The organism is Desmonostoc muscorum LEGE 12446 (assembly GCF_015207005.2).
Classification (GTDB): Bacteria; Cyanobacteriota; Cyanobacteriia; order Cyanobacteriales; family Nostocaceae; genus Nostoc; species Nostoc muscorum.
On sequence record NZ_JADEXS020000001.1, the window covers coordinates 2728168 to 2751291 of the forward strand.

Sequence of the window (23124 nt, forward strand, 5' to 3'; positions counted from 1 at the left end):
TTAAATCGAATATTGAGTTTTGTAAAGTAATTTGAGAAAAATTTTTTTCTTAGGATTTATGCACCTGCACTAGGCTGAAAAACTGGAGGGTTAGCGTAAAGTCTTATGGAAGAGGCAGAAGGGATGAGGATATGGCATGGGGTCACAAGCAAACAAGTATCAGCCTGTTCAGTGGCTCGAATTTTACGCCTCTCCTACGAGCCTATCAATTAGCCACATCTTTCTTAACAATCTTGTAACGCTTGTTTTGTAGGTATCTTGAACCCTGGGGTCTGAGTAATACTTGACAAATTGGAAACCCAGATTTAATCTGACTTTCAAAAATTAGGAATTACGAATTATATTTAGTATGTCTCTTGCTCCTTGGCGAGGTGCGATCGCCCATGCCCTACATCGCAACCGCAGTCTTGTTTATGCTCGTTACCTGCAACTAGCAACGGTACAGGCGAACGGTCACCCCGCTAATCGGACTCTAGTCTTTCGCGGCTTTCTAGAAGATACCAACCAGCTAAAATTTATCACCGATAGCCGTAGCGCCAAAGCTGACCAAATACAGGAACAACCTTGGGCAGAAATTTGCTGGTACTTTCCCAATACAAGAGAACAATTCCGTATTACTGGCTGTTTGACTCTGGTAGGTAATGATGATTTTCACCATGATTTACAGCCAGCACGCATTTCTATTTGGCAAGAACTCAGTGACGCGGCGCGTTTACAGTTTGCTTGGCCTCATCCTGGTAAACCTAGAGTCAAAGAAGCAGAAGCCTTTGAGCCACCAGCACCCGACCCTGTGCAACCATTACCTAATTTTTGTCTACTGCTACTCAACCCAGTGCAGGTAGACCATTTAGAATTGCGTGGTGAACCACAGAATAGAAAATTGTATCACCGCAATGAAAATCAAGAATGGTTTTGTGAAGAAATTAATCCGTGAACACTAAAGACGCGCAGATGTGCTAACGTACCCATCATTTAATTATCTAAAATTGCTCTAAATTAAGGAAGAATTTCAACAACTGTACCTTTTTGTACCCATTGATATAGTTCATCAACATCTTTGTTTTTTAAAGAAGGACAACCCAAAGTCCAATTGTAGCGATCGCTAATCATCTTATCTCTGCCCACAGGTACACCGTGTATACCAAGTTCCCCTCCAATAGGAATATACCAAGGTAGCTTACCAGTAATTTTAGCTTGAAAATAGTTTCGCCAAGATTGAACATTAGGATAGTCAAGCCACAGAAACTTCGACCATTGCGGGTGGGGATAAAGGTCTTTGATTCGCAGAATACCTTCAGGAGTCTTGCTGTCACCTTCTGCTTGTTTGTCGCCTACAGGGTTACTACCAAAAACTACTGGGTAAGACTTGAGTGGTTTTAAGTTATTGTAGACCGTTAGTCGGTGTTTAGATTTTTCAATTAAAAGAGAGATTTTCTTGTTGTTACCAGTAGTAACTAATTGCTCAAGAGATTGGTCGTAATTCAATAATTGGTTTCCAGCTAGAGGAGTATGAAGTTGTATTTCAGGTTGACAATCTTGAAGACACAACACCTGATAAATTTGCCCCACCGGAACCATCAGCCCTAGTCGAACCAATAGCAAATAGAGTAAAGAGCCACTTATCAGCACTAGAAGAATAATTAGTATCTTCTGACGAAGCAAATGAGTTTTGCTAGGTGGCTCTTTTGTCATTGCATTAGATTTGTCGCAGCTAAACAGAGATACACAAAAGTGCTGATTACTTTTTTAAATACCAGCACCATCTAGAAACTGTTGTATTGCTTTATCTCTAAGGCTACACATAGGAGCATTTTGTGATAAATCAGCTTCTTTCGAGGCTACAGAACCTACCAATACAGGAGTTTTTCCATTTGAAGAATGGGTACGCTGAAGATTTTGTATTTGTTCTTCAAGCAACTCAATCCGATTTACTAGAGCGCGAATTACTTCAGCTTCCGAGTCTGGTAAGTTATTGTGTTCTAATGGGGCAACTCTAGCTCCAGAACGATACACAATACGACCAGGTACTCCTACCACAGTGCAGTCAGAAGGTACATCCCTGAGGACAACTGACCCAGCGCCAATACGGACATTATTGCCAATTTGGATATTTCCCAGGACTTTTGCTCCCGCACCGACTACAACATTTTCACCCAATGTAGGATGGCGCTTGCCGCATTGTTTACCAGTACCCCCAAGGGTGACACCTTGATAAATTAGGGCATAGTCTCCCACGATCGCAGTTTCACCAATTACTACACCCATACCGTGGTCAATGAACACACCATGCCCAATTGTTGCACCTGGGTGAATTTCAATTCCAGTCAAAAACCGAGCTAAGTGAGAAATCAGGCGCGGGATAAAGGGAAGACCAACACCATAAAGCCAGTGAGCCAGCCTGTGCAATAACAAGGCTTGCAAACCAGGGTAACAAAATAAAACTTCCAGCCAGTTACGAGCAGCCGGGTCACGTTCAAATATGATACGAAAGTCAGCACTCAGAGTAGATAGCACGAGATAGTACCCTCGGAAAGCACAACAAGCTACTATCCCATATTATCCTCTCAGGTGTTTATAAAAATGGGGCATTGGGTATTAGGAATGTGGGCAGCTTTTTTATAATCTCCCCACACTCCCCCATCTCCCCATCACTGCTGCTCCACTGTCAGAGTATAATCCCGCTTCATCCCAGGATTAAATGTGCCTACCCAAATCCGATAGGTGCCTTTTTTCCAGTTGCGATCGCTAACGCTAGCATCTTTAATTTTGCCAGTGTCATCGCCGCAGCGAATCGTCGTTTTATCTGGGCCTTGGATGAATAAAGTGGTATCGTTGTTATTGCTATCAACTTGTATTGTTAGCTGGGAAAAGTCATTTTCCAAAATCATCATGTGATCTGGATTGGGGTCGGCAAAACCAATACAAGCTTTTTGATCGCGATCGCGGTTACTAATAGCAGACAAGGAGTAAGAACCACCTGTAAAGCCCTGCACTTTTCCTTGTGCTGGTTTAAAGTTGGATGAGAGATTCAAAGTACCAAAATTTGCTGTATCTGCGATCGCTGAGGTAGCTGTTAAGACGGTAAGTATGCCTAACAGCCAGCCGCCACAATACTGAAGTCGGGGGCGACAGTCTTTCATAGTAGCCCTCCAACAGGCTTTTAAAATGGTAATGATATATACATATTATTGTAGTGAAAAAATTACAGTCAGATTGCAGTTTGGTGTGCCACAATCAAATGTGACACAATTAATGACTTTGAATGCAGGCAGCTAATTGCTAGGTTGTATCTTGAGACAAACAGCAGCTAAAACTCCTCAACTGATGATTTAGATGTAATTACCTCTGTTAGACGCAGGATTTTTTCCCCTAAAGGAAAGCCTCGACGGATGATTTGAGTTTGAAGGAAAAGAAGCCCCACATCTGACCCGAAGGGCAGTGTGGGATGGTTTTTTGGGCGGTGACAAGTATTGATTCTGTATTCTGTATTCTGTATTCTTCTTCAACCTTGTGTACTTTGAGTTTGCGTGAAAATCTCAAGAATTATTGAGTTGGAAAAAGACGCCGCCTTTGAGTACTCCTGTGTTAGTTCCGTAACTACTGACTGTGAGCGATCGCAGGTTATTAAAAAACGGTTTCCCTAAAACTTCCACTAACTTGAGAATTGGGATTTGACGCTCTAATAAATTCTGGCTCTTTGTCCAGTCAAGATAGATGTAGCCTTGGTTTGGTCGAGGAATCGCACCAATACTATCTTGGAACTGGGGATTATTAATTAAGGAATTGCCCTTAGTTGTGATGACTTGATCCATTGTTTCAAGATCGGAGGTGAAAATTTCGTAATTTCCTAAGGTTGTATGCGCCCCTCGCACTTTTGTCTCAATGGTGAATGATGCTCGCTCTTTGTCATTGGTTTTTTTACTAGCTGTGGTTAACTCTGTCCAAGCGGAAATTTTTTGGTTGTCTATGGACAGAGGACTGATGGTGAGTCCATTAGATGAAGCGATCGCATCTAAACGCGCTACACCTTGTTCTACATCCTGGGATTTTTCCGCGACAAAAATCCAATGGGGAGTTGTTTGTTCTTCAGGTAACAATGCTATGGCATATTCTCCCTGTACCCAACTGAAAATATCTTCTGGCAAATTTATCCCCCAGCGTTTTTGAGCATCGCCCAAGGGTTTTACAAATCGAGAAACCACATCTTCCTGGGAACCGTATATAGTTGCTGTTGTTTGTTTCCAGAGTTTGGCTACATCACTGTTACCCAAATTACTCAAATTTGAGCCGGAAATTGCCAAACTTGCTGATGCTGGCACATATTCCAATGCTCCTAGAGGTTTGGTTAGTGGTGAGGATGGAGAAACAATTTCTGATGAAGTCACAAAGGCGGTTTCTGCTAGCAATCCTTTGGGGTTCAACAACAGGGAAATGATTTCACTGTTATATGTTTGTTCTGGTAGTTCTAATCCTTGCCATTTTGCCACGATGGGAAGATTCAAGAAAGCTACAGCTATACTACCTTTGGGCAGTTCTTTGGTAGCTTTTTGGTATTCGGGCGAGCTAGTCAAATTTAAATCGGGAGCTTGGACGTTATTGATAGCCTCTCGTAGTACTTTGGGATCATTAGCAAACAACACAAAACCTTCGCCGACAACAGCACCAGCTAGATAATTTTGGATTTTATTTCCTGCGATCGCTTCCTGATTGTCATAAATCAGTTTTATGCCTTTGTATTCTTCAACATTTAAATTTGCCCCAGCTAACGCTCGTTTGGAAAATAATAACTCCACAAACTCGCGGCTTTTTTCCGGTTGCTTGGTTGCAAGTGCTAAAATATACCCTGTTTGTTGTCCATTTTCTGGATCGCGATCAATATCTAAGGTGGCGATCGCCAGTGTAATTTCGTTACCTAACCAGGGTTTAATATCTTGTTGGTAGTCTATGCCACTCTTACCCAAGAAACTAGTTTTGAGTTTAGATAGTTCTCCTTCACGCTCCAACGCCTGTAAGTTATCAGGATTTGTCAGTAATGACACCATCACAGGGGCAAGTTTCGACACAAATATCGTTGCACCAGGTTGAGAGGTAGAAGCAGTGAGGTTAGCCGGACTTTTAGGAAAAAACCAGTAAAAGCCAGCGATCGCAATCACTAGCACTGCGATCGCACCAGCTACGATAAAACCGGTAAATGAGCGTTGTCTATTCACGTTAAACCTATTAAAAAAGACTGTTCACAGCCATTTAAGCAGAAACCCTAGCCCATTGATGAAGAGGACGCGGGGAAGGGGGGACGCAAAGTAGCAAAAAGGTAAGAATGCAAATTTCGCTATCCCCCTGCACCTCTCCACATCCCCCGGTCTTCTTGAGAATCGATGCTCATGCCAAGATAGAGATTTTCTGTCAACATAAATAAATTACGATTGTCTACAAAAACCCATGACAGAGAACTCTTTTAGTCAATCCATTGCCCATATTAGTGTAGAGGAACTGGCACAACGTCTCGCTTCATCTGATGGAAGCATACAGTTAGTAGATGTACGAGAACCACAAGAATTGGCGATCGCTAGCATTCAGGGCTTTGTCAATTTACCTCTGAGTGAATTTGCCGAATGGGGAGATCAAGTACCTACTCTCTTCAATCCCCAAGTTGAAACCCTTGTGCTGTGTCACCACGGTATCCGTTCTGCCCAGATGTGCCAGTGGTTAATTGCTCAAGGGTTCACTAATGTGCAAAATATTTCAGGTGGTATTGATGCCTACTCTAAATTAGTAGATCCTTCAATTCCCCAGTATTAACTTGTAAGCTTACGAATTGCTTCAGATGGGACTTACCCTTCCATCTGGCTTTTGCTCTTGTGAAAACAGCTTTGAATCCATTTAGGGGTTTTCTGGTAAAGCTTGCAACTTTAGAGATTGGGCAGATGTTTGTGGAGTTTTTAAGTCCCAATATAGCAGCTATCTCCAGAATAATACGTATTCAATAATACTGTTCACAATATATAGTTGTGCAAAAATACGGTTATGAAGCTACGAGCTTGTAGATTAAGATGGTCGCTCTCTATAGCAAAAAACGAAATTATATTTGCCGGGGAGTTTCAACCGTGTTATACGCAAACCTTAAGATTATTTATCACAATATAATTGTATAATCTATTAAATTAATTAATTATTAATAATCTCTCTTTAAAATCAAATACCCAAATTTTTTTTCCACGTTTGATTAAAATTTGCACTCAGCAAAGCATACCCTATGGAAGTCCAGTTGACAAATCGACAACAGCATATACTTTGGGCAACGGTACGTCACTACATTGCTACAGCAGAGCCTGTTGGTTCAAAGGCTTTGGTCGATGAGTACGATTTGGGTGTTAGCTCAGCCACAATTCGCAATGTCATGGGTGTTTTAGAAAAGTCTGGGTTACTTTACCAACCCCACACCTCTGCTGGACGAGTACCTTCAGACTCAGGTTATCGTATTTACGTTGACCAGCTAATTACACCTTCAGAAACTTTAGCCAAAGAAGTAGAGGTGACACTGCAAAAGCACCTCCACTGGGAAGATTGGAGTTTAGAAACTTTACTCCAAGGAGCTGCACAAATTTTAGCAACTTTGAGTGGCTGCATTAGCTTGATTACCATGCCCCAAACCACTACAGCGCTAGTGCGACATCTACAATTAGTGCAAATCGAAGCGGGAAAGATCATGCTGATTGTAGTGACTGATGGTTATGAAACACATTCCAAGTTGATGGATTTGTCGCCAGTACCAGAGGAAACACAACGCGAACCAGAAGTAATAGATCGCGAGTTACAAATAGTTTCTAACTTTTTGAATAGCCACTTGCGGGGGCGGAGTCTGTTGGAATTAGCTTATCTCGACTGGAGTCAATTGGATCGAGAATTCCAACGCTACGGGGAATTTTTGAAAAACTCAGTTGCAGAATTGACTCGTCGGACTCTTGCACCCACTGCAACGCAAATTATGGTTCGGGGTGTTGCAGAAGTTTTGCGTCAGCCGGAATTTTCCCAGCTACAGCAAGTGCAAACAATTATCCACCTGCTGGAAGAAGAACAAGACCAACTGTGGCGATTAATATTTGACGAACCAGACTTGGAAGATGTAGGTAAGCCAAAAGTAACCGTTCGCATTGGTGCAGAAAATCCTTTAGAACCGATACGCACCTGTAGCTTGATTTCTTCCACCTATCGCCGAGGCTCAATACCGGTAGGAAGCGTAGGAGTTTTGGGACCAACGCGCCTAGATTATGAAAGTGCGATCGCTGTGGTGGCTGCTGCTGCTGATTATCTCTCAGAAGCTTTCAGTTAGGTTGCTGAAATTAGGGACTTCAGGAAAATAAATTATCCCAAATTGTTTGTACATTTGTAGGGTAGCACAGCTGTGCTACCCTACGAACGCGAGTGCGTCCCGCGGGGATGGAATATTTTTTTCTTGGAAGTCCCTTATGGTTAGAAAAATTGTCTTTGGGTTACTGTGGCTGGGATTCACTATCTATGCGTTTTTCCTCACGCCTCCTCAACAACCCGACACATTCGAGTTGATTAAAAAGCTTTCTATTGGTCAATGGCAAGGTATTAATCCCTTAGTAATAGCCCTATTCAACCTCATGGGCATTTGGCCTATCATCTATAGCGCTGTAGTGTTTATCGATGGTAGAGGGCAAAAAGTACCTGCTTGGTTATTTGCGATCGCTTCTTTTGGAGTTGGTGCTTTTGCCCTACTGCCCTATTTAGCCCTTAGGGAATCAAATCAGAAGTTTGTTGGTGAAAAGAATACTTTGTTCAAGCTCCTAGATTCCCGCGTCACTGGTTTTGCCTTAACTGTAGCTACCGTTATTCTAGTTGTCTACGGTTTAACAGCAGGAGATTGGGAAAATTTTGTCCAACAGTGGCAAACTAACCGCTTCATCCATGTAATGAGTTTAGATTTCTGTCTACTTTGCCTACTATTTCCCACATTAGTGGCAGATGATATGGCGCGTCGTGGTTGGGTAAATCCCCAAATGATATGGATAACAGCCTTAATACCACTATTGGGACCATTGATTTATTTATCTATCCGTCCACCTCTGCCAGAAGCAGGTACAGAAACTATACCGACTGAGCAGCCAGGGCTGAATTAAAAGAGAATTCAGAATTCAGAATTCAGAATTCAGCAATGCTTGAAGTGGGCGATTTAGACTAATGAAAAAAAACATCGCATCGTAGGGTAGCACCGCTGTGCTACCCTACAAATCTAAAAATAAATTGGATAATTTATTTTTTGGAAGTCCCTAAGAGCGTCCCCGTGTCCCCGCATCAGCTAAAAATAAGTCTTTTACCGGACATGATATGACAATCAGTCTGAAGATAGAGAGAAAATTTACTCATAAAATATTTGTGATAATTAAAACTTAGTAGAATAACTCCACTTAGGAGTGGTGAATATTATATATCATGAAGTTCTGTTGCAATTAGTACGGCGTAGCGCTAGCGTAAAGTGGACAATTTGACAATCTTTAATCCTAAATCTACTTGGCGTATAGTCATAATCTGTTCGCACGCAACAAGACTTGATTTATGGTTCAGAAGCTTGAAAGAAAACGCCAGAGCGGAGGGTTTCCAGAGACTGCCCCTGCTGCTAATCCTGTATTTTTTAGAACCTATAGCCGCCGTACAAAGGCAGGGTTGAGGGAAACATGGGATGAAGTATGCGATCGCACTTTAGAAGGCTTAATCGAGTTAGGAAAACTCCGTCCAGAAGAAGTTGCCATATTAGATCGTATGCAGCGCAACCTGAAAGCCATGCCTAGTGGACGCTGGTTATGGGTTGGTGGTACAGACTGGATAACCAAACCAAAGAATTTTTCTGGGGCTTATAATTGCACCTCCACCAACCTAGAAGACTGGAGTGCCTTCGGATTAATGATGGATTTGGCAATGATGGGCTGTGGTACTGGAGCCATGCTAGAACCACAATACATTAACCAATTGCCCCCCATCCGTAATCAGTTGAACGTCACTGTACAAGGTGAAATTGGTAGTACTGTTAAAATTGGGCGTCGTGAATATACCCAAACACGTATAGAAGGTAACAAGGTTACTATCTACGTTGGAGATAGCCGTGAAGGCTGGGTTGAATCATATCAAACCCTATTAGAACTCTCCACAGATGAACGTTTTTCAGGAAAAGTTGAAGTATTAGTTGATATCAGCGATGTCCGCAAAGCAGGAGAAACTCTCAACGGCTTTGGGGGAGTTGCTAATCCTGTGAAATTGCCAGGACTTTATCAGCGTTGTGCATCTATCTTAAATAAGGCTAAAGGGCGACAATTAAATTCAGTTGAATGTTGTCTATTAATTGATCAAGCTGCTGTCACAATTGTTGCTGGAAATATTAGAAGAAGCGCGGGGATACGTCAGTTTATCGCTGATGATCGCCTGGGAGCAACAGCCAAAGATAACTTATGGCAACAGGATCAACAAGGCAACTGGCGAATTGATCCAGAACGTGATGCTTTGAGAATGGCCAACCATACCAGAGTTTTTCACCGCAAGCCAACATTAGAAGAATGTATTGATGCTGTCCGTAAACAATATTACAGTGGCGAAGGTGCAATTCAATGGGCTGGTGAAGCAGTAGCCAGAGCAAATATAGATTTGTTGCCAACACAGGCTTTAAAAGTTGATTTTTTGAATGCTTATAACCAAGGAACAGCAAAACAATGGTTGCAAGAACGCTATCCTCAGCTTGATGCTAATGAGCTAGAGCATCGCTTGGCTCGCTATGGTCTAAATCCGTGTGGTAAGTGATTTTGCCTCACGTTAAAAACCTCGCAAAAACGGGGAAAGCTGAGATGCTAATCCCGTGGTAATCAAAGGAAGTAAAAAGCCTTTGACACCGTACAGCGTAGAGAGTGAAACTAGATTACACCGAAAATTAGTGTCTAGAATATAATCTCTCCAAGAGTGCGGGGGCATATGTAAAAAGCACTTTTATTATTGAAGTCACATATGCAAAATGTACGCGGAGCTACTGCAAATTATCAAGCAGTAGAACTAGGGGATAAAAAGCCTCTAGGGTAACAAAATGGAAATCATTGGTAGTAACTTTCACTGTAATTTGTCTGAGGTTCACCTCAATCAAATTGACCCATATAACTACAAAGAACAAGAGGAGGCTTTCACCGCTGGGGCACTATCTGTAGCAGCACTTTTAAATCACAAATTTCAAGAGCCACGTTATCAATACAGCCGTGAATTAGACCCAATTGTCGGGGTTTCTTTTACAGGTTTATTTGATTTCTTTGTTCATGCTTTTGGTGTTGATTGGCTGCGCTGGTGGGAAGCAGGAAGGCCTGCAACTCCCCAAGGATTAGCTTTTAAGCGCGAGGAAGAGAAGTATTTAAGTTTTTGGAAAGATACTGTGCATCGAGTTGTTTGGGATTATTGCGATCGCCACAATCTCAAACGCCCAAATCGCTGCACCACAGTCCAACCCAGTGGCACTAAAGCTTTATTAACTAATGCTAGTTCCGGATGGCATCCGCCCAAAGCACAAAGATTTATCCGCCGTATCACCTTCGGCAAAAATGACCCCGTAGCTTTAGCTTGTATTGACTATGGTTACAACGTTATTCCCTCGCAATCAGACAAAGACGAACAAGGCAATTTACTCAACGATCCCTTTGATCCACGCGTCAGTGAATGGCTGGTGGAAATCCCCGTTGCTGTATCTTGGGCTGATTTACCTGGGGCAGATGAAATTGATGTTTCTAAATTTTCAGCCCTAGCTCAATTCGATTTTGTCCTCCAAGTTCAGCGTTATTATGTGAGTCACAACACATCAGCAACTCTAGAACTCCGCTCTGATGAAGTCGAGAGTCTTGGAGAGCGCATCTACGAAAGCATCCACAACGATGAAGGATATATTTCCGCAGCACTTTTAGCCCGCTTTGACGATTTGCAATCCTTCCCACGTTTGCCGTTTGAACCAATAGATAAAGCAACTTGCGATCGCTTAACTAAAGAAGTCAAAGCACGCCGCAAAACAGATGATTTCTGTGCAGTGCTAAGCCGCTACGATTTAGGCGAAATGTCAGAAGCTGGCCCTAGTGGTTGTGATTCCGATAAGTGTATGTTTCCCGATCAGCAACCAAGTTCATAAGGGCAGTGGGGAGTAGGGAGTGGGGAGTGGGGGGATGAGGGAGATGAGGGAGATGAGGGAGAATAACTCCTAACTCAGCACTCCCAATACCCCATACCCCATGCCCCATGCCCCATGCCCAATGCCCTAACACGTTACGATTGATTAAAAAGTAATAATTTTTTATGGCAAAGCCAGGAGACTCTTAATGTTCATTGACGAATTGTCACCTATATTCAGAGAATTTACTCAGCATCCAGCTTCATTTCTTGGTGGGCTATTCTCCGGTGTGCTTCGACTCAACCTTAGAGAAGATCCCGTTAAAAGCTGGCTAGATCAGCAAACCCACTCAAGTAGCTACACTGCCAATTCAACGGAGGCACATAACGGCAAAGCTACTGGACCTCAGCGGATTGCGATTGACTAAATTCTTGGGGAATCACAAATCCAGTTAATCATTTTGCCAAAGCGAACCATCTCACCCCATCTGTCAGTGTCCCTTTGTTTTTTACCTACAGGGGAATCAAAGACTGTAGGGGGGTGAGAAATATTGATTTTGTGTAATAAGAGTTTGTAAAATCTCGTACTTTGAAAAACGTCACAATCAGTTATTATATGAGCGTATGTGTAAGTTCAGCCAATAGTACCTGATTTACTGCTCCCCTCAAACATTCACCAAGCCGTTGGTGAATCAGAGAGGAATATGCAATATTTGCAATTTTGTTAAATCTGTTTTTCAGCTGAACTGATCGCTCTTTGTTGAAAATTACCTGATCTCACATGACTATTTACGTTGGAAATCTTTCCTACCGCGCTACTGAAGCAGACTTAAGAGCAGTGTTTGCAGACTACGGCGAGGTCAAAAGAGTTGTTTTGCCTACTGACCGCGAAACAGGGCGACTGCGGGGCTTTGCCTTTGTTGATATGAATGAAGACGCTCAAGAGGACGCAGCCATCACAGAATTAGATGGTGCAGAATGGATGGGTCGTCAACTGAGAGTTAACAAAGCTAAACCACGAGAGGATAATCCACGAGGTAGCTGGTCAAAGAAACAAGATTTTTAATCAAACACGAGTTTCTAGTATAGCAAATTATTTCCTAGTCATGTAAGACCAAGTGGCTAAAATTGACTAGAAACAATTTAGGTAGGGATTTCCAAATAAAAAACATTCAACTTTTCTTGTGGGGTGGGCGTCTCGCCCGCCCGTAAGTAAGGGGAGACTTTCTGAAGCACGCCACAAGATTGGATAATTTATTTTCTGGTAATCTCTTAGGCAAGAAACAACTTGATAGAACTACGCCCGATTAGTTGTGATCGCTTAAATATGTATCCCAACTAGTCGGCTTTTATCCAGCAAAAAATCCTATAGCCACCCTGACATGGAAACATGGAATCCCTAACCTCTCGTATGCAAGCGATACAATCGCCGATTATTCCTGTGGTTGGGGAACTAATCAAAAATTCTCCTGGAACAATCTCTTTAGGACAAGGTGTTGTTCATTACAGTCCCCCACCTGAAGCAATAGAGTTTTTACCAAAATTCCTCGCCGATTCTGCTAATCATCTGTACAAATCAGTTGAAGGAATTCCCCCATTGGTGACAGCACTTGCAGGAAAATTGCAAGCCTTCAATGGTATTGAAATTAATGGGGAAAACTGCATCGTCGTGACAGCGGGAAGCAATATGGGATTTATGAATGCCATTCTTGCAATCACCAACCCAGGCGATGAAATTATTCTGAATACGCCGTACTATTTCAACCACGAAATGGCGATCGCAATGACTGGTTGTCGTCCGGTGTTAGTAGAGACGGATGAAAATTACCAACTGCGTCCACAGGCGATCGCTCAAGCAATAACTCCTAAAACACGGGCTGTGGTGACAATTTCACCAAATAATCCCACTGGGGTTGTCTATGGTGAAACAACCTTGCACCAGGTAAATGAAATCTGTAGGACTCACAACATTTATCACATCAGCGATGAAGCCTATGAATACTTTACCTACGATGGGGTAAAACACATCTCACCTGCTAGATTTGCTGGTAGTAGCAAGTACACCATTTCTCTCTACAGCCTTTCCAAAGCCTACGGTTTTGCAAGTTGGCGCATTGGCTACATGGTGATTCCTCAACACTTGCTTGGCGCCGTCAAAAAAGTCCAGGATACAATTTTAATTTGTCCACCAGTAATTTCCCAATATGCAGCCTTAGGAGCATTGCAGGCAAAAGAAGAGTATTTGAAGGAAAATATTGGAGCGATTACCCAAGTACGCAAACTAGTGCTAAACTCCTTGAACCGTCTCCAAAGTTTATGTACCATTACACCCGCCAATGGCGCTTTTTATTTTTTCCTCAAAGTTCACACCCAAATGGATGCTTTTGAATTAGTTAAAAGACTCATCGAAGAATATAAAGTAGCAGTTATTCCAGGTACAACCTTTGGTATAAATAATGGATGTTATCTGCGCGTTGCTTATGGTGCGCTACAACAAGAGACCGCAAAAGAAGGTATAGAAAGATTAGTACAAGGTTTGCAAAATATAGTTAAGAGTTAATCAATATTGGATTTTAGATTTTGTTGACAATCAAAAATTATTTGAAGAGATGCCAATTATTAATAAATTAATTGAAATTCAAACTGAACCCAAAATTAATATTCATAATATAACGCCACAAATTCAAGAGTTGATTATTTCAACATCAATCAAGAATGGACAAGTTTTAGTATTTTCTCGACACACTACAACAGCTTTAGCTATCAACGAAAATGAAGTCAGATTGCTAGAAGATATAAAAGTTTTCTTGCAAAAATTAGCGCCTGAATCAGACCGCTATTTGCATAATGACTTGCATTTGAGAGATGTTCCAGAAGATGAACCGATTAATGCTCACTCTCATTTGATGGCAATGATGCTCACCACTAGTGAAATAATTCCCATTGTGGATGGTAAATTAGCTTTGGGAACCTGGCAATCTGTGTTGTTTTTTGAGTTGGATGGCCCGCGGAAAAGAACAGTATTTGTACAAATTTCTGGTGAATAATGTAACCTTATACCTACAATGCTCGCAAATTATCTCAAATCTAAGAGCATTAGGAACATGACTAAAAAATTCATCAGTTAAATAGGCTTTTTCAACATATCTTCTATCAAAGTTAATGGATATTTATCAAGTTGGAATTCGTCCACTGTTGTTTAATCTGGTAAAAGCAGATCCAGAGTGGTTACACCAGCAGACAATTCGCAGTTTTAATTGGCTATTAGAAACTGGCACTTACCCGCCTGCTAGTTGGGTAAATCACCGCCTACAAAAATCTTTGTGTTTGTACGATTCACGCCTAGAACAAAATTTGTTTGGGTTAAAGTTCCCAAATCCTGTAGGTTTAGCGGCTGGGTTTGACAAGGATGGTGTTGCTGCTAGCATTTGGTCTAGCCTGGGTTTCGGTTTTGCGGAATTGGGAACTGTAACTTTTCATCCACAGCCAGGAAATCCCCGTCCCCGCTTGTTTCGCTTGCCGTTGGATAAAGCTGCTCTCAATCGGATGGGCTTTAATAATAATGGTGCAGCAGCAATGGCAGCAAGGTTAGCAGGCGAAAAGCAAGAGTTAACTCGATTAATACCCATAGGGATAAATTTGGGTAAATCTAAGATAACTCCCCTAGAAGCAGCCGCACAGGATTATCTTGATAGTTTTCGCCTACTCAAGAATTTGGGAGATTATTTTGTTGTTAATGTCTCTTCGCCAAATACACCAGGGTTAAGATCGCTCCAAGATGCTACCATGCTCAGTGCCATCTTAGAATTATTACAAACAGAGAACACTTCACAAAAACCTATTTTTGTCAAGATAGCGCCAGATTTAGAATGGCAAGCGATCGCTGACATTATAACTCTTGCTAAAACTTACCAATTGGCGGGAATTATCGCTACTAACACCACTATCCGCCGTGATGGACTGAAAACCCAGGTGATTGAGCAAACTGGCAAATCACCCCAGTCAGAAGCTGGCGGAATTAGCGGTGAACCATTGCGCGATCGCTCCACTGAGGTAATTCGTTTTATTTGGCAGCAAACTCAAGGAAAAATCCCCATTATCGGCGTTGGTGGCATTTTTTCCGCAGAAGATGCCTGGGAAAAAATTATTGCTGGTGCTAGCTTAATCCAGGTTTATACAGGCTGGATTTACGAAGGTCCACTGATGGTACGCCGGATTCTTACAGGTTTGCTTTCCCATTTAGAACAAAGCGGATTAAATTCCATCAGCGAAGCTGTAGGTTTGGAAGTAAAAAGTAAAAAGTAAAGTCTGAAGTTCTTTACTTTTGCCTTTTGCCTTCTTATTCTTCCTCCAGAGGGAAAAACTCTTTAGTTCTTTCCGAGTAAGACCAGGCGATACCATCGGGGTCTCTGCTGCGACTCCACTCTGGAAATTCTGGGTCGTTACGACGTTTATAAACCGTGCTGGAATAGACATTTAGCCGCTTAGCTAGCTCAGATTGAATCAGAGAGCCAAAAACTAATTGTTTTTCCAGCGTTCCTGTTACTTGGTTATGGGTTGGCTGTGGGAGTGATTCAGTTTCTAGTTCTTCCTCCTGTGGGGTTGGTGGCGGTGGTGCTAAAAGCGATCGCGCAGTTTTGGTAACTGCTTGAGCTGGAAGTTGTCTCACAGGCTCGCTACTGTCAAGAATATTGCCCAGAATGCTGGCAGTTATAAAGTAATAATACTGAGTTTCCTCTTCAGAATTTACGATACTAGCACCAAATTCCTGAGCTTTACTATCTAAGTAGCGTTTTGCCGTTGTTCCAGGAAAATTACCCCTGATCGCCAAGTCCATTGGCGTCAGTCTGCCCTGGTTTTCCCGAACTAACTGATGAAAAAGCGGGTTAACTCGTAGAGTCCACTGTTGCCATTGATATTCCTGCCACAGTTTGAAGGCAATTACCAGCACAATTACTGCCAGTAAAATTCTCCAGGTGGCAACCAGGAAAATAATCAAAAACGAGAGGGGCAAAAGTATAACGAGAAAAGCCTTACCGTTACCTTCTATGGATTGTTCACTCATGCTGATTTTTGCCAAGTGAATTTTGGAAAATAATATTATTATCTTGGCAAAAATTTGTCCGTTTTTTTGTATAGTTTGGCAAATTTGCCGGCAAAAAGTTTATTTGCTAGGTATTATAGTCCTCTAAACCCTAGAAATTGAACGCTGTAAGTGAAAAATTAGGCAAAATTTGTTTGCCAGATGACCAGATGAGATGAGAGTGTAGCGATCGCACCTGCGTACACGAATACAAATAAATTAGCTTGCCAGACACTTGACACATTGTATTACATGTACTACATCAATATACAAGCTATTAAATTCAATCCAAAATTCAAAATCTCAAATCCAAAATTTTCATGTGGTGGATAGCTCAGTCGATAGAGCGCCTAAATATCCTTATTCACCCCTTGCCTGCAAAGGCCGACGAATTGAGGGTTATCGCCTGCCAAGCGGGAGGTCGCGGGTTCAAATCCCGCTCCACTACACCAAATAATTTTAGATTTTAGATTTTAGATTTTGGATTGAATCTAAAATCCAAAATCCAAAATCCAAAATTTTCATGTGGCGGGTAGCTCAGTGGTAGAGCGCTAAACATCCTTGTTCACCCCTTGCCTGCAAAGGCCGACGAATTAGGGTTATCGATTAGGGTTCGAGAGGTCGCGGGTTCAAATCCCGCCCCGTTACACCAAATAATTTTAGATTTTAGATTTTAGATTTTGGATTGAATCTAAAATCTAAAATCCGAAATCCAAAATTTTCATGTGGCAGGTAGCTCAGTGGTAGAGCGCCGAAAAACATCCTTGTTCACACCTTGCCTGAAAAGGCCGACGAATTAGGGTTATCGCATTTTAAGCCGGATGTCGCAAGTTCAAATCCTGCCCTGCCACCTTTCATTTTTGCCTGCAAAGGCCGGGAGATGAAGCGATGAATTACAATTTTTTCACTAAAAAGAAAACAACTACACCACAAAATCAGCCAATCCCTGGACGGGAAGCCGAGATGATTCAAGGACGTTCCGGCGGTTGGATGTTTGATGCTGGTATTTGGAAAATGCTGCGTCGTTGTCTTTTGGTTGGCACGGCAAAAAGTACTTACTATGCCGGCAAACAAGAATTAACTGAGGATTTTGTGACAGTTGTCAAACAAGCCGTTGCTGAAAATCCCAGCCGTGTGGCGGAAGAAATTCTTTATGCTAGCGATGGACGCGCCATCAATAACAGTGCGCCTATTTTAGCTTTAGTTTTGCTGTCAATGGGTGAAGCACCAGAAGCAAAACAAGCATTTGGTGAAATTTTCCCCCAAGTTGTCCGTACTGGTAGCCACTTTTACGAATGGCTAAACTACACCAAATCTCTGCGGGGATTTGGCAAAGTGGTGCGAGAAGCTGGTAAAACTTGGCTATCACGGGAAGATGTCAAAGGTTTAGCTTATCAACTGTTGAAATATCAACAGCGTCAAGGCTTTACCCACCGAGATGCATTGCGGTTGTTCCATGTCAAACCGCCTACAGAAAATCACCGTCAACTATTTGAGTGGGTAGTTAGAGGCTGGGAAGAATTGCCAGCAGATATTCCCTCAGAAGCGTTGGCGCAAATTTGGTGGTATGAGTGGCTCAAGCGGAATCCCAGCGAAACCCATGAAGCTATTTTGCAAGGACGCCTAACCCATGAAATGGCGGCACCCGTGGGCAAAATGGACAAAGCTGCTTGGCAGTTGCTATTTCAGGAAATGCCAATCGGTGCGATGCTGCGTAACCTGGGTTCTTTGACTGAACTGGGTGTGTTGCGAACTGACGAGGGCGCCAACTTGCTGCGAGTGGAAGCAGTTCTCAACAACAAAGAACATCTGCGTAAAGGTCGCATTCATCCGATTGATGTTTTGAAAGCACTCAAAACATATAAATCTGGTGGTAAATTAGGACGCAGCCAAAAGACTTGGAATCCGGTTTCTCGGATTGTGGACATTTTAGAAAAGGCGGTTGAACTGTCTTTTGATGTTGTGCAACCCACAGGTAAAGTGTTCATGCACGCTGTAGACGTTTCTGGTTCTATGGGTAGCTTGGTTGCAGATATGGGACTGAGTTGTTGTGAAATTGCCACCACAATGGCACTAGTAACAGCAAAAGCAGAGAAAAACTACATGATTCGCGGGTTTGCTAAGGAATTCCGGGAATTGAATATTACAGCCAAAGATAGTTTTAGTTCTGCGGTTCGCAAAGCTAGCAACCAAAACTTCGGCGGAACAGATGCCTCTGTGGCTTACGACTGGATGATTAAAAACAAGTTCAAGGCAGATGTTGTTTGCTTTTGGACTGACAGTGAGTCATGGGCTGGGTATAAACATCCAAGTCAAGCGCTGGCGCAGTACCGCAAAAAGGTAAATCCCAAGGTCAAGGCGGTGTATGTCACCCTGACACCTTACCAGATTACCTTGGTAGATCCTGAAGATTCGCTGTCTTGGGATTTGGCGGGATTCGATCCGGGTACACCTCGCATTATCCAAATGCTGGCTACGGGTGAGTTGTAGAGATTCGTGGAGGATAAAGTTTTCTTTTATCCTCCTTACTTCATGGCGGGTTACCCTTGTTCACAACTTGCCCTTTGGGGACGAAGAATTTAGGGTTATCGGTTACGTCTCCACCATTGTGGGGATAGCGGGTTCAATTCCCGCACCCGCCTTTTTTATCTCACGCAGAGGCGCAGAGGCGCAGAGAAGAAAGGGATTTAATTTTTGAATGGTCGTTTTTCTATTTCAGCGATGGGTAGGAGTAGGGTGTCTTCGATGTGCGATCGCATCTGTAAAACTTCCTAGTTACAATTATGCTAATTAAGTCAAAAATATTGCCACGAATCTAGTATAATATTTTTCATTTATTCTTAGACTATGAATTGCTTGTTTTACTTCCTCAATTTTTTGCTCAAATGACAGGTTAGGAAATATTTGTACTACTTTTTCCAAGTTTAGTTTGATTTCATCAAAAATTTCTTTACTTTGGTTATTTTTTGTAATTTGATGTAAAAATGTTCCCGTAAAATCCTGAGATTCAGCTAAATATCGAAGTAAACTAATCATTAGTTTATCCTCTTTAACTCTCGTCGCTATCAGCAAAGCTGTTTGAAAAAAACATTGGCTTACTTTCAAACTTCTCTGGTAATACTCAAATTCCTTGGTACTTGCTATAAAATTTCCTTCACTTTCATCAATTATTCCTAATACTTGTATATTTAATGCAAACTTATAAATTACTAAACCTAAATTGGAATAATAATCAACATATTCAAAAACCATATTTTCGATAGCTTTAAAGAAAGGATTATCTAATACCTTTGGTTCTTGCCTTAATTCTTCAAAACAACCTACTCCATAAAATTCCATCACATGGTAAACAACTTCTAAGGCAATAGTTTCCTGTTTACTCAGGTTTTGTTTTACGGCTGTTTCTGCATTCTCTATATTTAAATAGATTTGTTCTTGAGTATTATTAACTTCCGTAAAAGCAATTTTTGGTATAATTGTTTGGCAGTTATTAGATATTAATGTAGATAAAAATATTCCGGCTTCAGCATGAGATTTTTTCCAATCATCTGTTAATTTAAGTCTTTCTATCGCTTCTTGGCGGATAACTTCATGTGAATAGTATCCTTCACTGCTAAACTTCACTAAAGCTCTGTTTTTTAAATCCCTGATAAATCGGCGTTTATCCCGCTCATTTTGCTCATCCCAAAGTAAGCAAAAAATTCCTTCTTCAGATATAAGAGAAATATATTGATAACGGTAACACCCTAATCGACATAAAAGTTTATAGGCTTGGGCATTATCTCGTTTAATTTTATCAAACTGACGTTTAACAAGGTTTTCTAATTTTGCATTTAATAACAAATCGTTCTTGTATTTCTGCCAATATGCACTTAAATTCCCTTTAAATTCGACATCTTTAATATCAGCACACATAAGAGACATAGCCTCGGCATTTCCACCATACGCTTGGTTAATCTCACTAATAGCATCTATGTCTATATTGATATTATGAATTTTAAAAAAATCTTTCCATGCATCTACTTTCAAACCTTCCAAGTGATAAAATTTAATATCCTCTGATTTTAATCTATCATCATACAGCGGCTCACGGCTTGTAATAAGTGTAATTGATTTTACACTACTATCGGCTAGAGCTTTTAATATTTCTACATAGTCGCTTTGATGTGGTTCTATGAATTCGCCACTTATAAGATATGATTCTAAGTTATTAATTAAAAAGCCGATTTTTTGAGTCTGAAGCTCACTTTTCAGTTGCTCCAGCATCTTTGGGAACTTTAGTTCGAGTATTTTTAAACCTCGACGCTCAAACCATTTTTTAGCTAACTTAGTTTTGCCTACACCACCCTCTGCCTGGATTAAGATAACTTTTGCCCCTTCGTTAACTAGTTTATCAAGGTCTGCGATCGCTTCCTCACGCCCCAGAAAATCAGGATTTTCAGATATCGTTTTATGTTCACTGAAATTTTCTTTTTGTGGTAACTCTGAAGTATTTTGATTTAATAACTCAGGTTTATACTTAGCAAATAGAGCGATTAATTCTGGAAGCTTTGAGCGGCGTTCGTCTGGAAATTCATTATTTAAACCAAATAACTTACAAATTTTCTCACGATGTTTTCTGACAGTTGATTTCTGAATGTGCAAAAAGTTGGCGATCGCTTCATCTTTTTCGTTAGCCAGTAGTTTCAGCAGCACCTCTCGCCGCCTTTCAGTTAAGCGATTAAATATTGCATTGAAATGTTGTTGATTCATAAGTATTAACGCATCACAACCACAGTACACATCTGTGTACTCTATGTAGTCACAAAGACTCACAGCATGTGTATTACTTGTGTACTAAGCTAACGCAAAAGTTGATGTAGTAATTCATCACTCACAAATTATGAAATCTACTTACATCAACGGACAATGCTACTATCAAGGCAATGATGGCGTTCTTCTTCCTGCTGTCACCACAGTTTTAAAAGCAACACAGCCGCCTGAGTCTTTAGCCGCCCTTTCCTCTTGGCGTAATAAAGTCGGCGACGCAGAGGCAAATCGAATTGCAGCTAACAGTCGTCGTCGAGGAAATGCTTTGCATCAGTTAATTAAGGAACACTTGCAAGGTTACTTACCCAAACCTGATAACAGTCTAATTCAGCCTTACTGGAATAGCGTTCAATCTGTGCTAAACCAACTTAGCGATGTTCAATTGGTTGAACAAGTTGTGCCTAACTATCAGGAACTTTACGCTGGGAAAGTTGATTTAGTTGCTCGTTACCAAGGTGTTCCCCATGTAATTGAATGGACAACAGCCGAGCAACCAAAACTGAGATTTGATAAGCTTTATGACAAGCCTTTACAAGTAGCTGCTTATACTGCTGGGATAAATCGGTATTATAGCGATCGCCTTTTCAACTCCAAAATTCACCATGCTCTCATTGTCGTAGCTTTACCAGATGAAGAAGCAGAGATTTTTGAATTTGATCGTGCAAGGCTAATTCATGTCTGGCATCAATGGCTTAATCGGCTGAATTTTTTCTTCATTTCTTCAGTGTAGCTGCTGCCTAAAAGTGCGATCGCATACCCGCGCACGGTAAGCGATCGCCAACATTGACCTATTGTAGAATGGGTATCTTGATCTGTTCTACAACAAAATGTAATTTAATTTAGCAATAATTGGGCGATCGCTATTGCCTACTTGGCCAAATTAGGCAATGGACATACAAAACTAGGGAATTTTAGATTTTAGATTTTGGATTTTGGATTGAACGATCTAATACTTCAAAAATGCTCATACCTCTCCCTTTAGCAAGCCGTGTATAGCCTGCAACTCAGGCAACTTTGTTTAGCCAGGCGATCGCCAATCTAAAATTAGTGTGCAGATTTTAGTAAAATATAACTTTGCCGTAAGATAGTACAGCTGTGCTACCCTGCCAACATAGCCAACATATTTGTATCAACTTTTTGACAATCCAAAATCTAAAATCCCAAATCCAAAATTGATTGTTTCATGCCGCAAAATAACAAAATAGCTGTCGAATTCCGCGATGTCACCTTTAGCCGCAATCATCGCCCTTTGGTATCAAATCTCAATTTCACCATTTACCAAGGAGAAGCACTGATATTACTCGGACGCAGTGGTAGCGGCAAAACTACAACAATGAAGTTAATTAATCGCCTATTTACACCTACACAAGGCGAAGTTTTATTTGATGGTATTCCCACAACTCAACTGGATGAAATTAAACTGCGGCGAAAAATTGGTTATGTAATTCAAGAAACTGGTTTATTTCCCCATTTTACTGTGGAACGAAATGTAGGTTTAGTTCCTTCTTTGGAAGGTTGGCAACCGAAACAAATTAAAACGCGGGTTTATGAATTGCTGCAATTAGTAGGTTTAGAACCTGCACAATTTGCAGGGCGTTACCCACACGAACTTTCAGGAGGACAACGGCAAAGAGTCGGTGTAGCCAGGGCTTTAGCAGCAGATCCGCCAGTGTTGTTGATGGATGAACCTTTTGGCGCACTCGATCCAATTACGCGGCTAGAAATTCAACAAGAGTTTCGACATTTGCAACAAGAATTAGGCAAAACAGTTGTTTTTGTCACCCACGATATTCAAGAAGCTTTTATTTTGGCGTCGAGAATTGGTTTAATGTATGGCGGAGAATTGGTAGTATTGGGGACAATAGATGAATTTATGAAGTCACAACATCCAGAAAGTCTTGCTTTTCTCGCATGTTTGCCTTCTTTGAAAAATGCTTGATCAAGAAGAATTCAGAATTCAGGAGTCAGAATTCAGCATGAATTCGAGTACGACTCGGTGATATAGTAGCGATTTGCTGTCGTGTCCATGAGCGTCTGAATATTGGTTTAAAATCTTGCGCCTTGTGGGCGAAAAAATTTAAAAATTA

18 protein-coding genes, 3 tRNA genes and 2 pseudogenes are annotated in these 23124 nt (G+C 41.4%); 17 read left to right on the forward strand and 6 right to left on the reverse strand.

The annotated features are described in order from the left end of the window. The first annotated feature begins 349 nt into the window (after nt 1-349). On the forward strand, nt 350-934 hold the full coding sequence (locus tag IQ276_RS11740) for an Npun_F5749 family FMN-dependent PPOX-type flavoprotein (protein ID WP_193918222.1): 585 nt from the start codon (nt 350-352) through the stop codon (nt 932-934). A 62-nt stretch (nt 935-996) separates the two neighbouring features. Here the strand turns inward: IQ276_RS11740 and IQ276_RS11745 are convergent, their stop codons facing one another. The 4 genes from IQ276_RS11745 to IQ276_RS11760 all read right to left on the reverse strand — a co-directional run bounded on the left by IQ276_RS11745 (nt 997) and on the right by IQ276_RS11760 (nt 5210). Further along, nucleotides 997-1692: a L,D-transpeptidase family protein gene (locus IQ276_RS11745; protein WP_193918220.1), complete on the reverse strand. Its 696-nt coding sequence runs from the start codon at nt 1690-1692 to the stop codon at nt 997-999. Nucleotides 1693-1746: 54 nt separating this feature from the next. Further along, nucleotides 1747-2514, reverse strand: coding sequence for a serine O-acetyltransferase (gene cysE / locus IQ276_RS11750; protein WP_193918218.1), 768 nt, complete (start codon nt 2512-2514; stop codon nt 1747-1749). 134 nt (nt 2515-2648) lie between these two features. Then, the gene (locus IQ276_RS11755; RefSeq protein WP_190884531.1) at nt 2649-3140 is read right to left on the reverse strand and encodes a hypothetical protein; all 492 of its coding nucleotides are present in this window, start codon (nt 3138-3140) and stop codon (nt 2649-2651) included. Between the two features lie 396 nt (nt 3141-3536). Next, a complete protein-coding gene (locus IQ276_RS11760; protein WP_235115596.1) occupies nt 3537-5210 on the reverse strand; it encodes a DUF3352 domain-containing protein in 1674 nt (557 codons plus the stop codon). Nucleotides 5211-5439: 229 nt separating this feature from the next. Between IQ276_RS11760 and IQ276_RS11765 the strand changes: the two genes are divergently transcribed. The 10 genes and pseudogenes from IQ276_RS11765 (at nt 5440) to IQ276_RS11810 (ending at nt 15450) form a co-directional block, all read left to right on the forward strand. Beyond that, entirely contained in the window at nt 5440-5799 is a 360-nt protein-coding gene (locus IQ276_RS11765; protein WP_190884529.1) for a rhodanese-like domain-containing protein, read from the forward strand. Nucleotides 5800-6253: 454 nt separating this feature from the next. After that, complete coding sequence (gene hrcA, locus IQ276_RS11770) at nt 6254-7330, forward strand: heat-inducible transcriptional repressor HrcA (RefSeq protein ID WP_190884528.1); 1077 nt, start codon at nt 6254-6256, stop codon at nt 7328-7330. A 136-nt stretch (nt 7331-7466) separates the two neighbouring features. Next, the gene (locus tag IQ276_RS11775) at nt 7467-8144 is read left to right on the forward strand and encodes a DUF2834 domain-containing protein (RefSeq protein WP_193918216.1); all 678 of its coding nucleotides are present in this window, start codon (nt 7467-7469) and stop codon (nt 8142-8144) included. 436 nt (nt 8145-8580) lie between these two features. After that, nucleotides 8581-9810 (forward strand): annotated as a pseudogene (gene nrdJ, locus IQ276_RS11780) (ribonucleoside-triphosphate reductase, adenosylcobalamin-dependent); the annotation flags it as partial. A 283-nt stretch (nt 9811-10093) separates the two neighbouring features. Further along, a pseudogene (gene nrdJ / locus IQ276_RS11785) lies at nt 10094-11167 on the forward strand (ribonucleoside-triphosphate reductase, adenosylcobalamin-dependent); the annotation flags it as partial. A gap of 187 nt (nt 11168-11354) precedes the next feature. Beyond that, a complete protein-coding gene (locus IQ276_RS11790) occupies nt 11355-11573 on the forward strand; it encodes a ssl0294 family protein (RefSeq protein WP_221705990.1) in 219 nt (72 codons plus the stop codon). A gap of 353 nt (nt 11574-11926) precedes the next feature. Continuing rightward, nucleotides 11927-12211 carry an RNA-binding regulator gene (rbp, locus tag IQ276_RS11795; RefSeq protein ID WP_073642669.1) on the forward strand — a complete coding sequence of 95 codons (285 nt, stop codon included), beginning with the start codon at nt 11927-11929 and terminating at the stop codon, nt 12209-12211. Between the two features lie 324 nt (nt 12212-12535). Further along, nucleotides 12536-13705, forward strand: coding sequence for a pyridoxal phosphate-dependent aminotransferase (locus IQ276_RS11800; RefSeq protein WP_193917103.1), 1170 nt, complete (start codon nt 12536-12538; stop codon nt 13703-13705). A 49-nt stretch (nt 13706-13754) separates the two neighbouring features. Beyond that, complete coding sequence (locus tag IQ276_RS11805; protein WP_193917100.1) at nt 13755-14192, forward strand: secondary thiamine-phosphate synthase enzyme YjbQ; 438 nt, start codon at nt 13755-13757, stop codon at nt 14190-14192. A gap of 115 nt (nt 14193-14307) precedes the next feature. Continuing rightward, a complete protein-coding gene (locus IQ276_RS11810; RefSeq protein ID WP_193917098.1) occupies nt 14308-15450 on the forward strand; it encodes a quinone-dependent dihydroorotate dehydrogenase in 1143 nt (380 codons plus the stop codon). Between the two features lie 34 nt (nt 15451-15484). Here the strand turns inward: IQ276_RS11810 and IQ276_RS11815 are convergent, their stop codons facing one another. Beyond that, nucleotides 15485-16210 carry a hypothetical protein gene (locus IQ276_RS11815; protein WP_193917096.1) on the reverse strand — a complete coding sequence of 242 codons (726 nt, stop codon included), beginning with the start codon at nt 16208-16210 and terminating at the stop codon, nt 15485-15487. 340 nt (nt 16211-16550) lie between these two features. Between IQ276_RS11815 and IQ276_RS11820 the strand changes: the two genes are divergently transcribed. From IQ276_RS11820 to IQ276_RS11835, 4 genes are all read left to right on the forward strand, one after another. Continuing rightward, nucleotides 16551-16680: transfer RNA gene (locus IQ276_RS11820), tRNA-OTHER, on the forward strand. Between the two features lie 74 nt (nt 16681-16754). Further along, a tRNA-OTHER gene (locus tag IQ276_RS11825) sits at nt 16755-16876 on the forward strand. Nucleotides 16877-16954: 78 nt separating this feature from the next. Beyond that, nucleotides 16955-17079, forward strand: a tRNA-OTHER gene (locus tag IQ276_RS11830). Nucleotides 17080-17116: 37 nt separating this feature from the next. Next, nucleotides 17117-18718: a TROVE domain-containing protein gene (locus IQ276_RS11835; protein ID WP_193917094.1), complete on the forward strand. Its 1602-nt coding sequence runs from the start codon at nt 17117-17119 to the stop codon at nt 18716-18718. 300 nt (nt 18719-19018) lie between these two features. Here the strand turns inward: IQ276_RS11835 and IQ276_RS11840 are convergent, their stop codons facing one another. Continuing rightward, nucleotides 19019-20980, reverse strand: a complete 1962-nt coding sequence (locus tag IQ276_RS11840; RefSeq protein ID WP_193917092.1) for a helix-turn-helix transcriptional regulator — start codon at nt 20978-20980, stop codon at nt 19019-19021. A 130-nt stretch (nt 20981-21110) separates the two neighbouring features. Here IQ276_RS11840 and IQ276_RS11845 point away from each other — a divergent pair, with 130 nt between their 5' ends. After that, on the forward strand, nt 21111-21767 hold the full coding sequence (locus IQ276_RS11845; RefSeq protein WP_193917090.1) for an exonuclease: 657 nt from the start codon (nt 21111-21113) through the stop codon (nt 21765-21767). A 453-nt stretch (nt 21768-22220) separates the two neighbouring features. Beyond that, nucleotides 22221-22976 carry an ATP-binding cassette domain-containing protein gene (locus IQ276_RS11850; protein ID WP_193917088.1) on the forward strand — a complete coding sequence of 252 codons (756 nt, stop codon included), beginning with the start codon at nt 22221-22223 and terminating at the stop codon, nt 22974-22976. The last annotated feature ends 148 nt before the right edge of the window (nt 22977-23124 follow it).

What these genes read in the sequence shown, in the direction of transcription:
- IQ276_RS11840 (WP_193917092.1), bottom strand. Translation starts at nt 20,980, where the DNA reads ATGAATCAACAACATTTCAATGCAATATTTAATCGCTTAACTGAAAGG.
- hrcA (WP_190884528.1), top strand. Translation starts at nt 6,254, where the DNA reads ATGGAAGTCCAGTTGACAAATCGACAACAGCATATACTTTGGGCAACG.
- IQ276_RS11790 (WP_221705990.1), top strand. Translation starts at nt 11,355, where the DNA reads ATGTTCATTGACGAATTGTCACCTATATTCAGAGAATTTACTCAGCAT.
- IQ276_RS11805 (WP_193917100.1), top strand. Translation starts at nt 13,755, where the DNA reads ATGCCAATTATTAATAAATTAATTGAAATTCAAACTGAACCCAAAATT.
- rbp (WP_073642669.1), top strand. Translation starts at nt 11,927, where the DNA reads ATGACTATTTACGTTGGAAATCTTTCCTACCGCGCTACTGAAGCAGAC.
- IQ276_RS11740 (WP_193918222.1), top strand. Translation starts at nt 350, where the DNA reads ATGTCTCTTGCTCCTTGGCGAGGTGCGATCGCCCATGCCCTACATCGC.
- IQ276_RS11815 (WP_193917096.1), bottom strand. Translation starts at nt 16,210, where the DNA reads ATGAGTGAACAATCCATAGAAGGTAACGGTAAGGCTTTTCTCGTTATA.
- IQ276_RS11755 (WP_190884531.1), bottom strand. Translation starts at nt 3,140, where the DNA reads ATGAAAGACTGTCGCCCCCGACTTCAGTATTGTGGCGGCTGGCTGTTA.
- IQ276_RS11800 (WP_193917103.1), top strand. Translation starts at nt 12,536, where the DNA reads ATGGAATCCCTAACCTCTCGTATGCAAGCGATACAATCGCCGATTATT.
- IQ276_RS11745 (WP_193918220.1), bottom strand. Translation starts at nt 1,692, where the DNA reads ATGACAAAAGAGCCACCTAGCAAAACTCATTTGCTTCGTCAGAAGATA.
- IQ276_RS11845 (WP_193917090.1), top strand. Translation starts at nt 21,111, where the DNA reads ATGAAATCTACTTACATCAACGGACAATGCTACTATCAAGGCAATGAT.
- IQ276_RS11835 (WP_193917094.1), top strand. Translation starts at nt 17,117, where the DNA reads ATGAATTACAATTTTTTCACTAAAAAGAAAACAACTACACCACAAAAT.
- IQ276_RS11810 (WP_193917098.1), top strand. Translation starts at nt 14,308, where the DNA reads ATGGATATTTATCAAGTTGGAATTCGTCCACTGTTGTTTAATCTGGTA.
- IQ276_RS11775 (WP_193918216.1), top strand. Translation starts at nt 7,467, where the DNA reads ATGGTTAGAAAAATTGTCTTTGGGTTACTGTGGCTGGGATTCACTATC.
- IQ276_RS11765 (WP_190884529.1), top strand. Translation starts at nt 5,440, where the DNA reads ATGACAGAGAACTCTTTTAGTCAATCCATTGCCCATATTAGTGTAGAG.
- IQ276_RS11850 (WP_193917088.1), top strand. Translation starts at nt 22,221, where the DNA reads ATGCCGCAAAATAACAAAATAGCTGTCGAATTCCGCGATGTCACCTTT.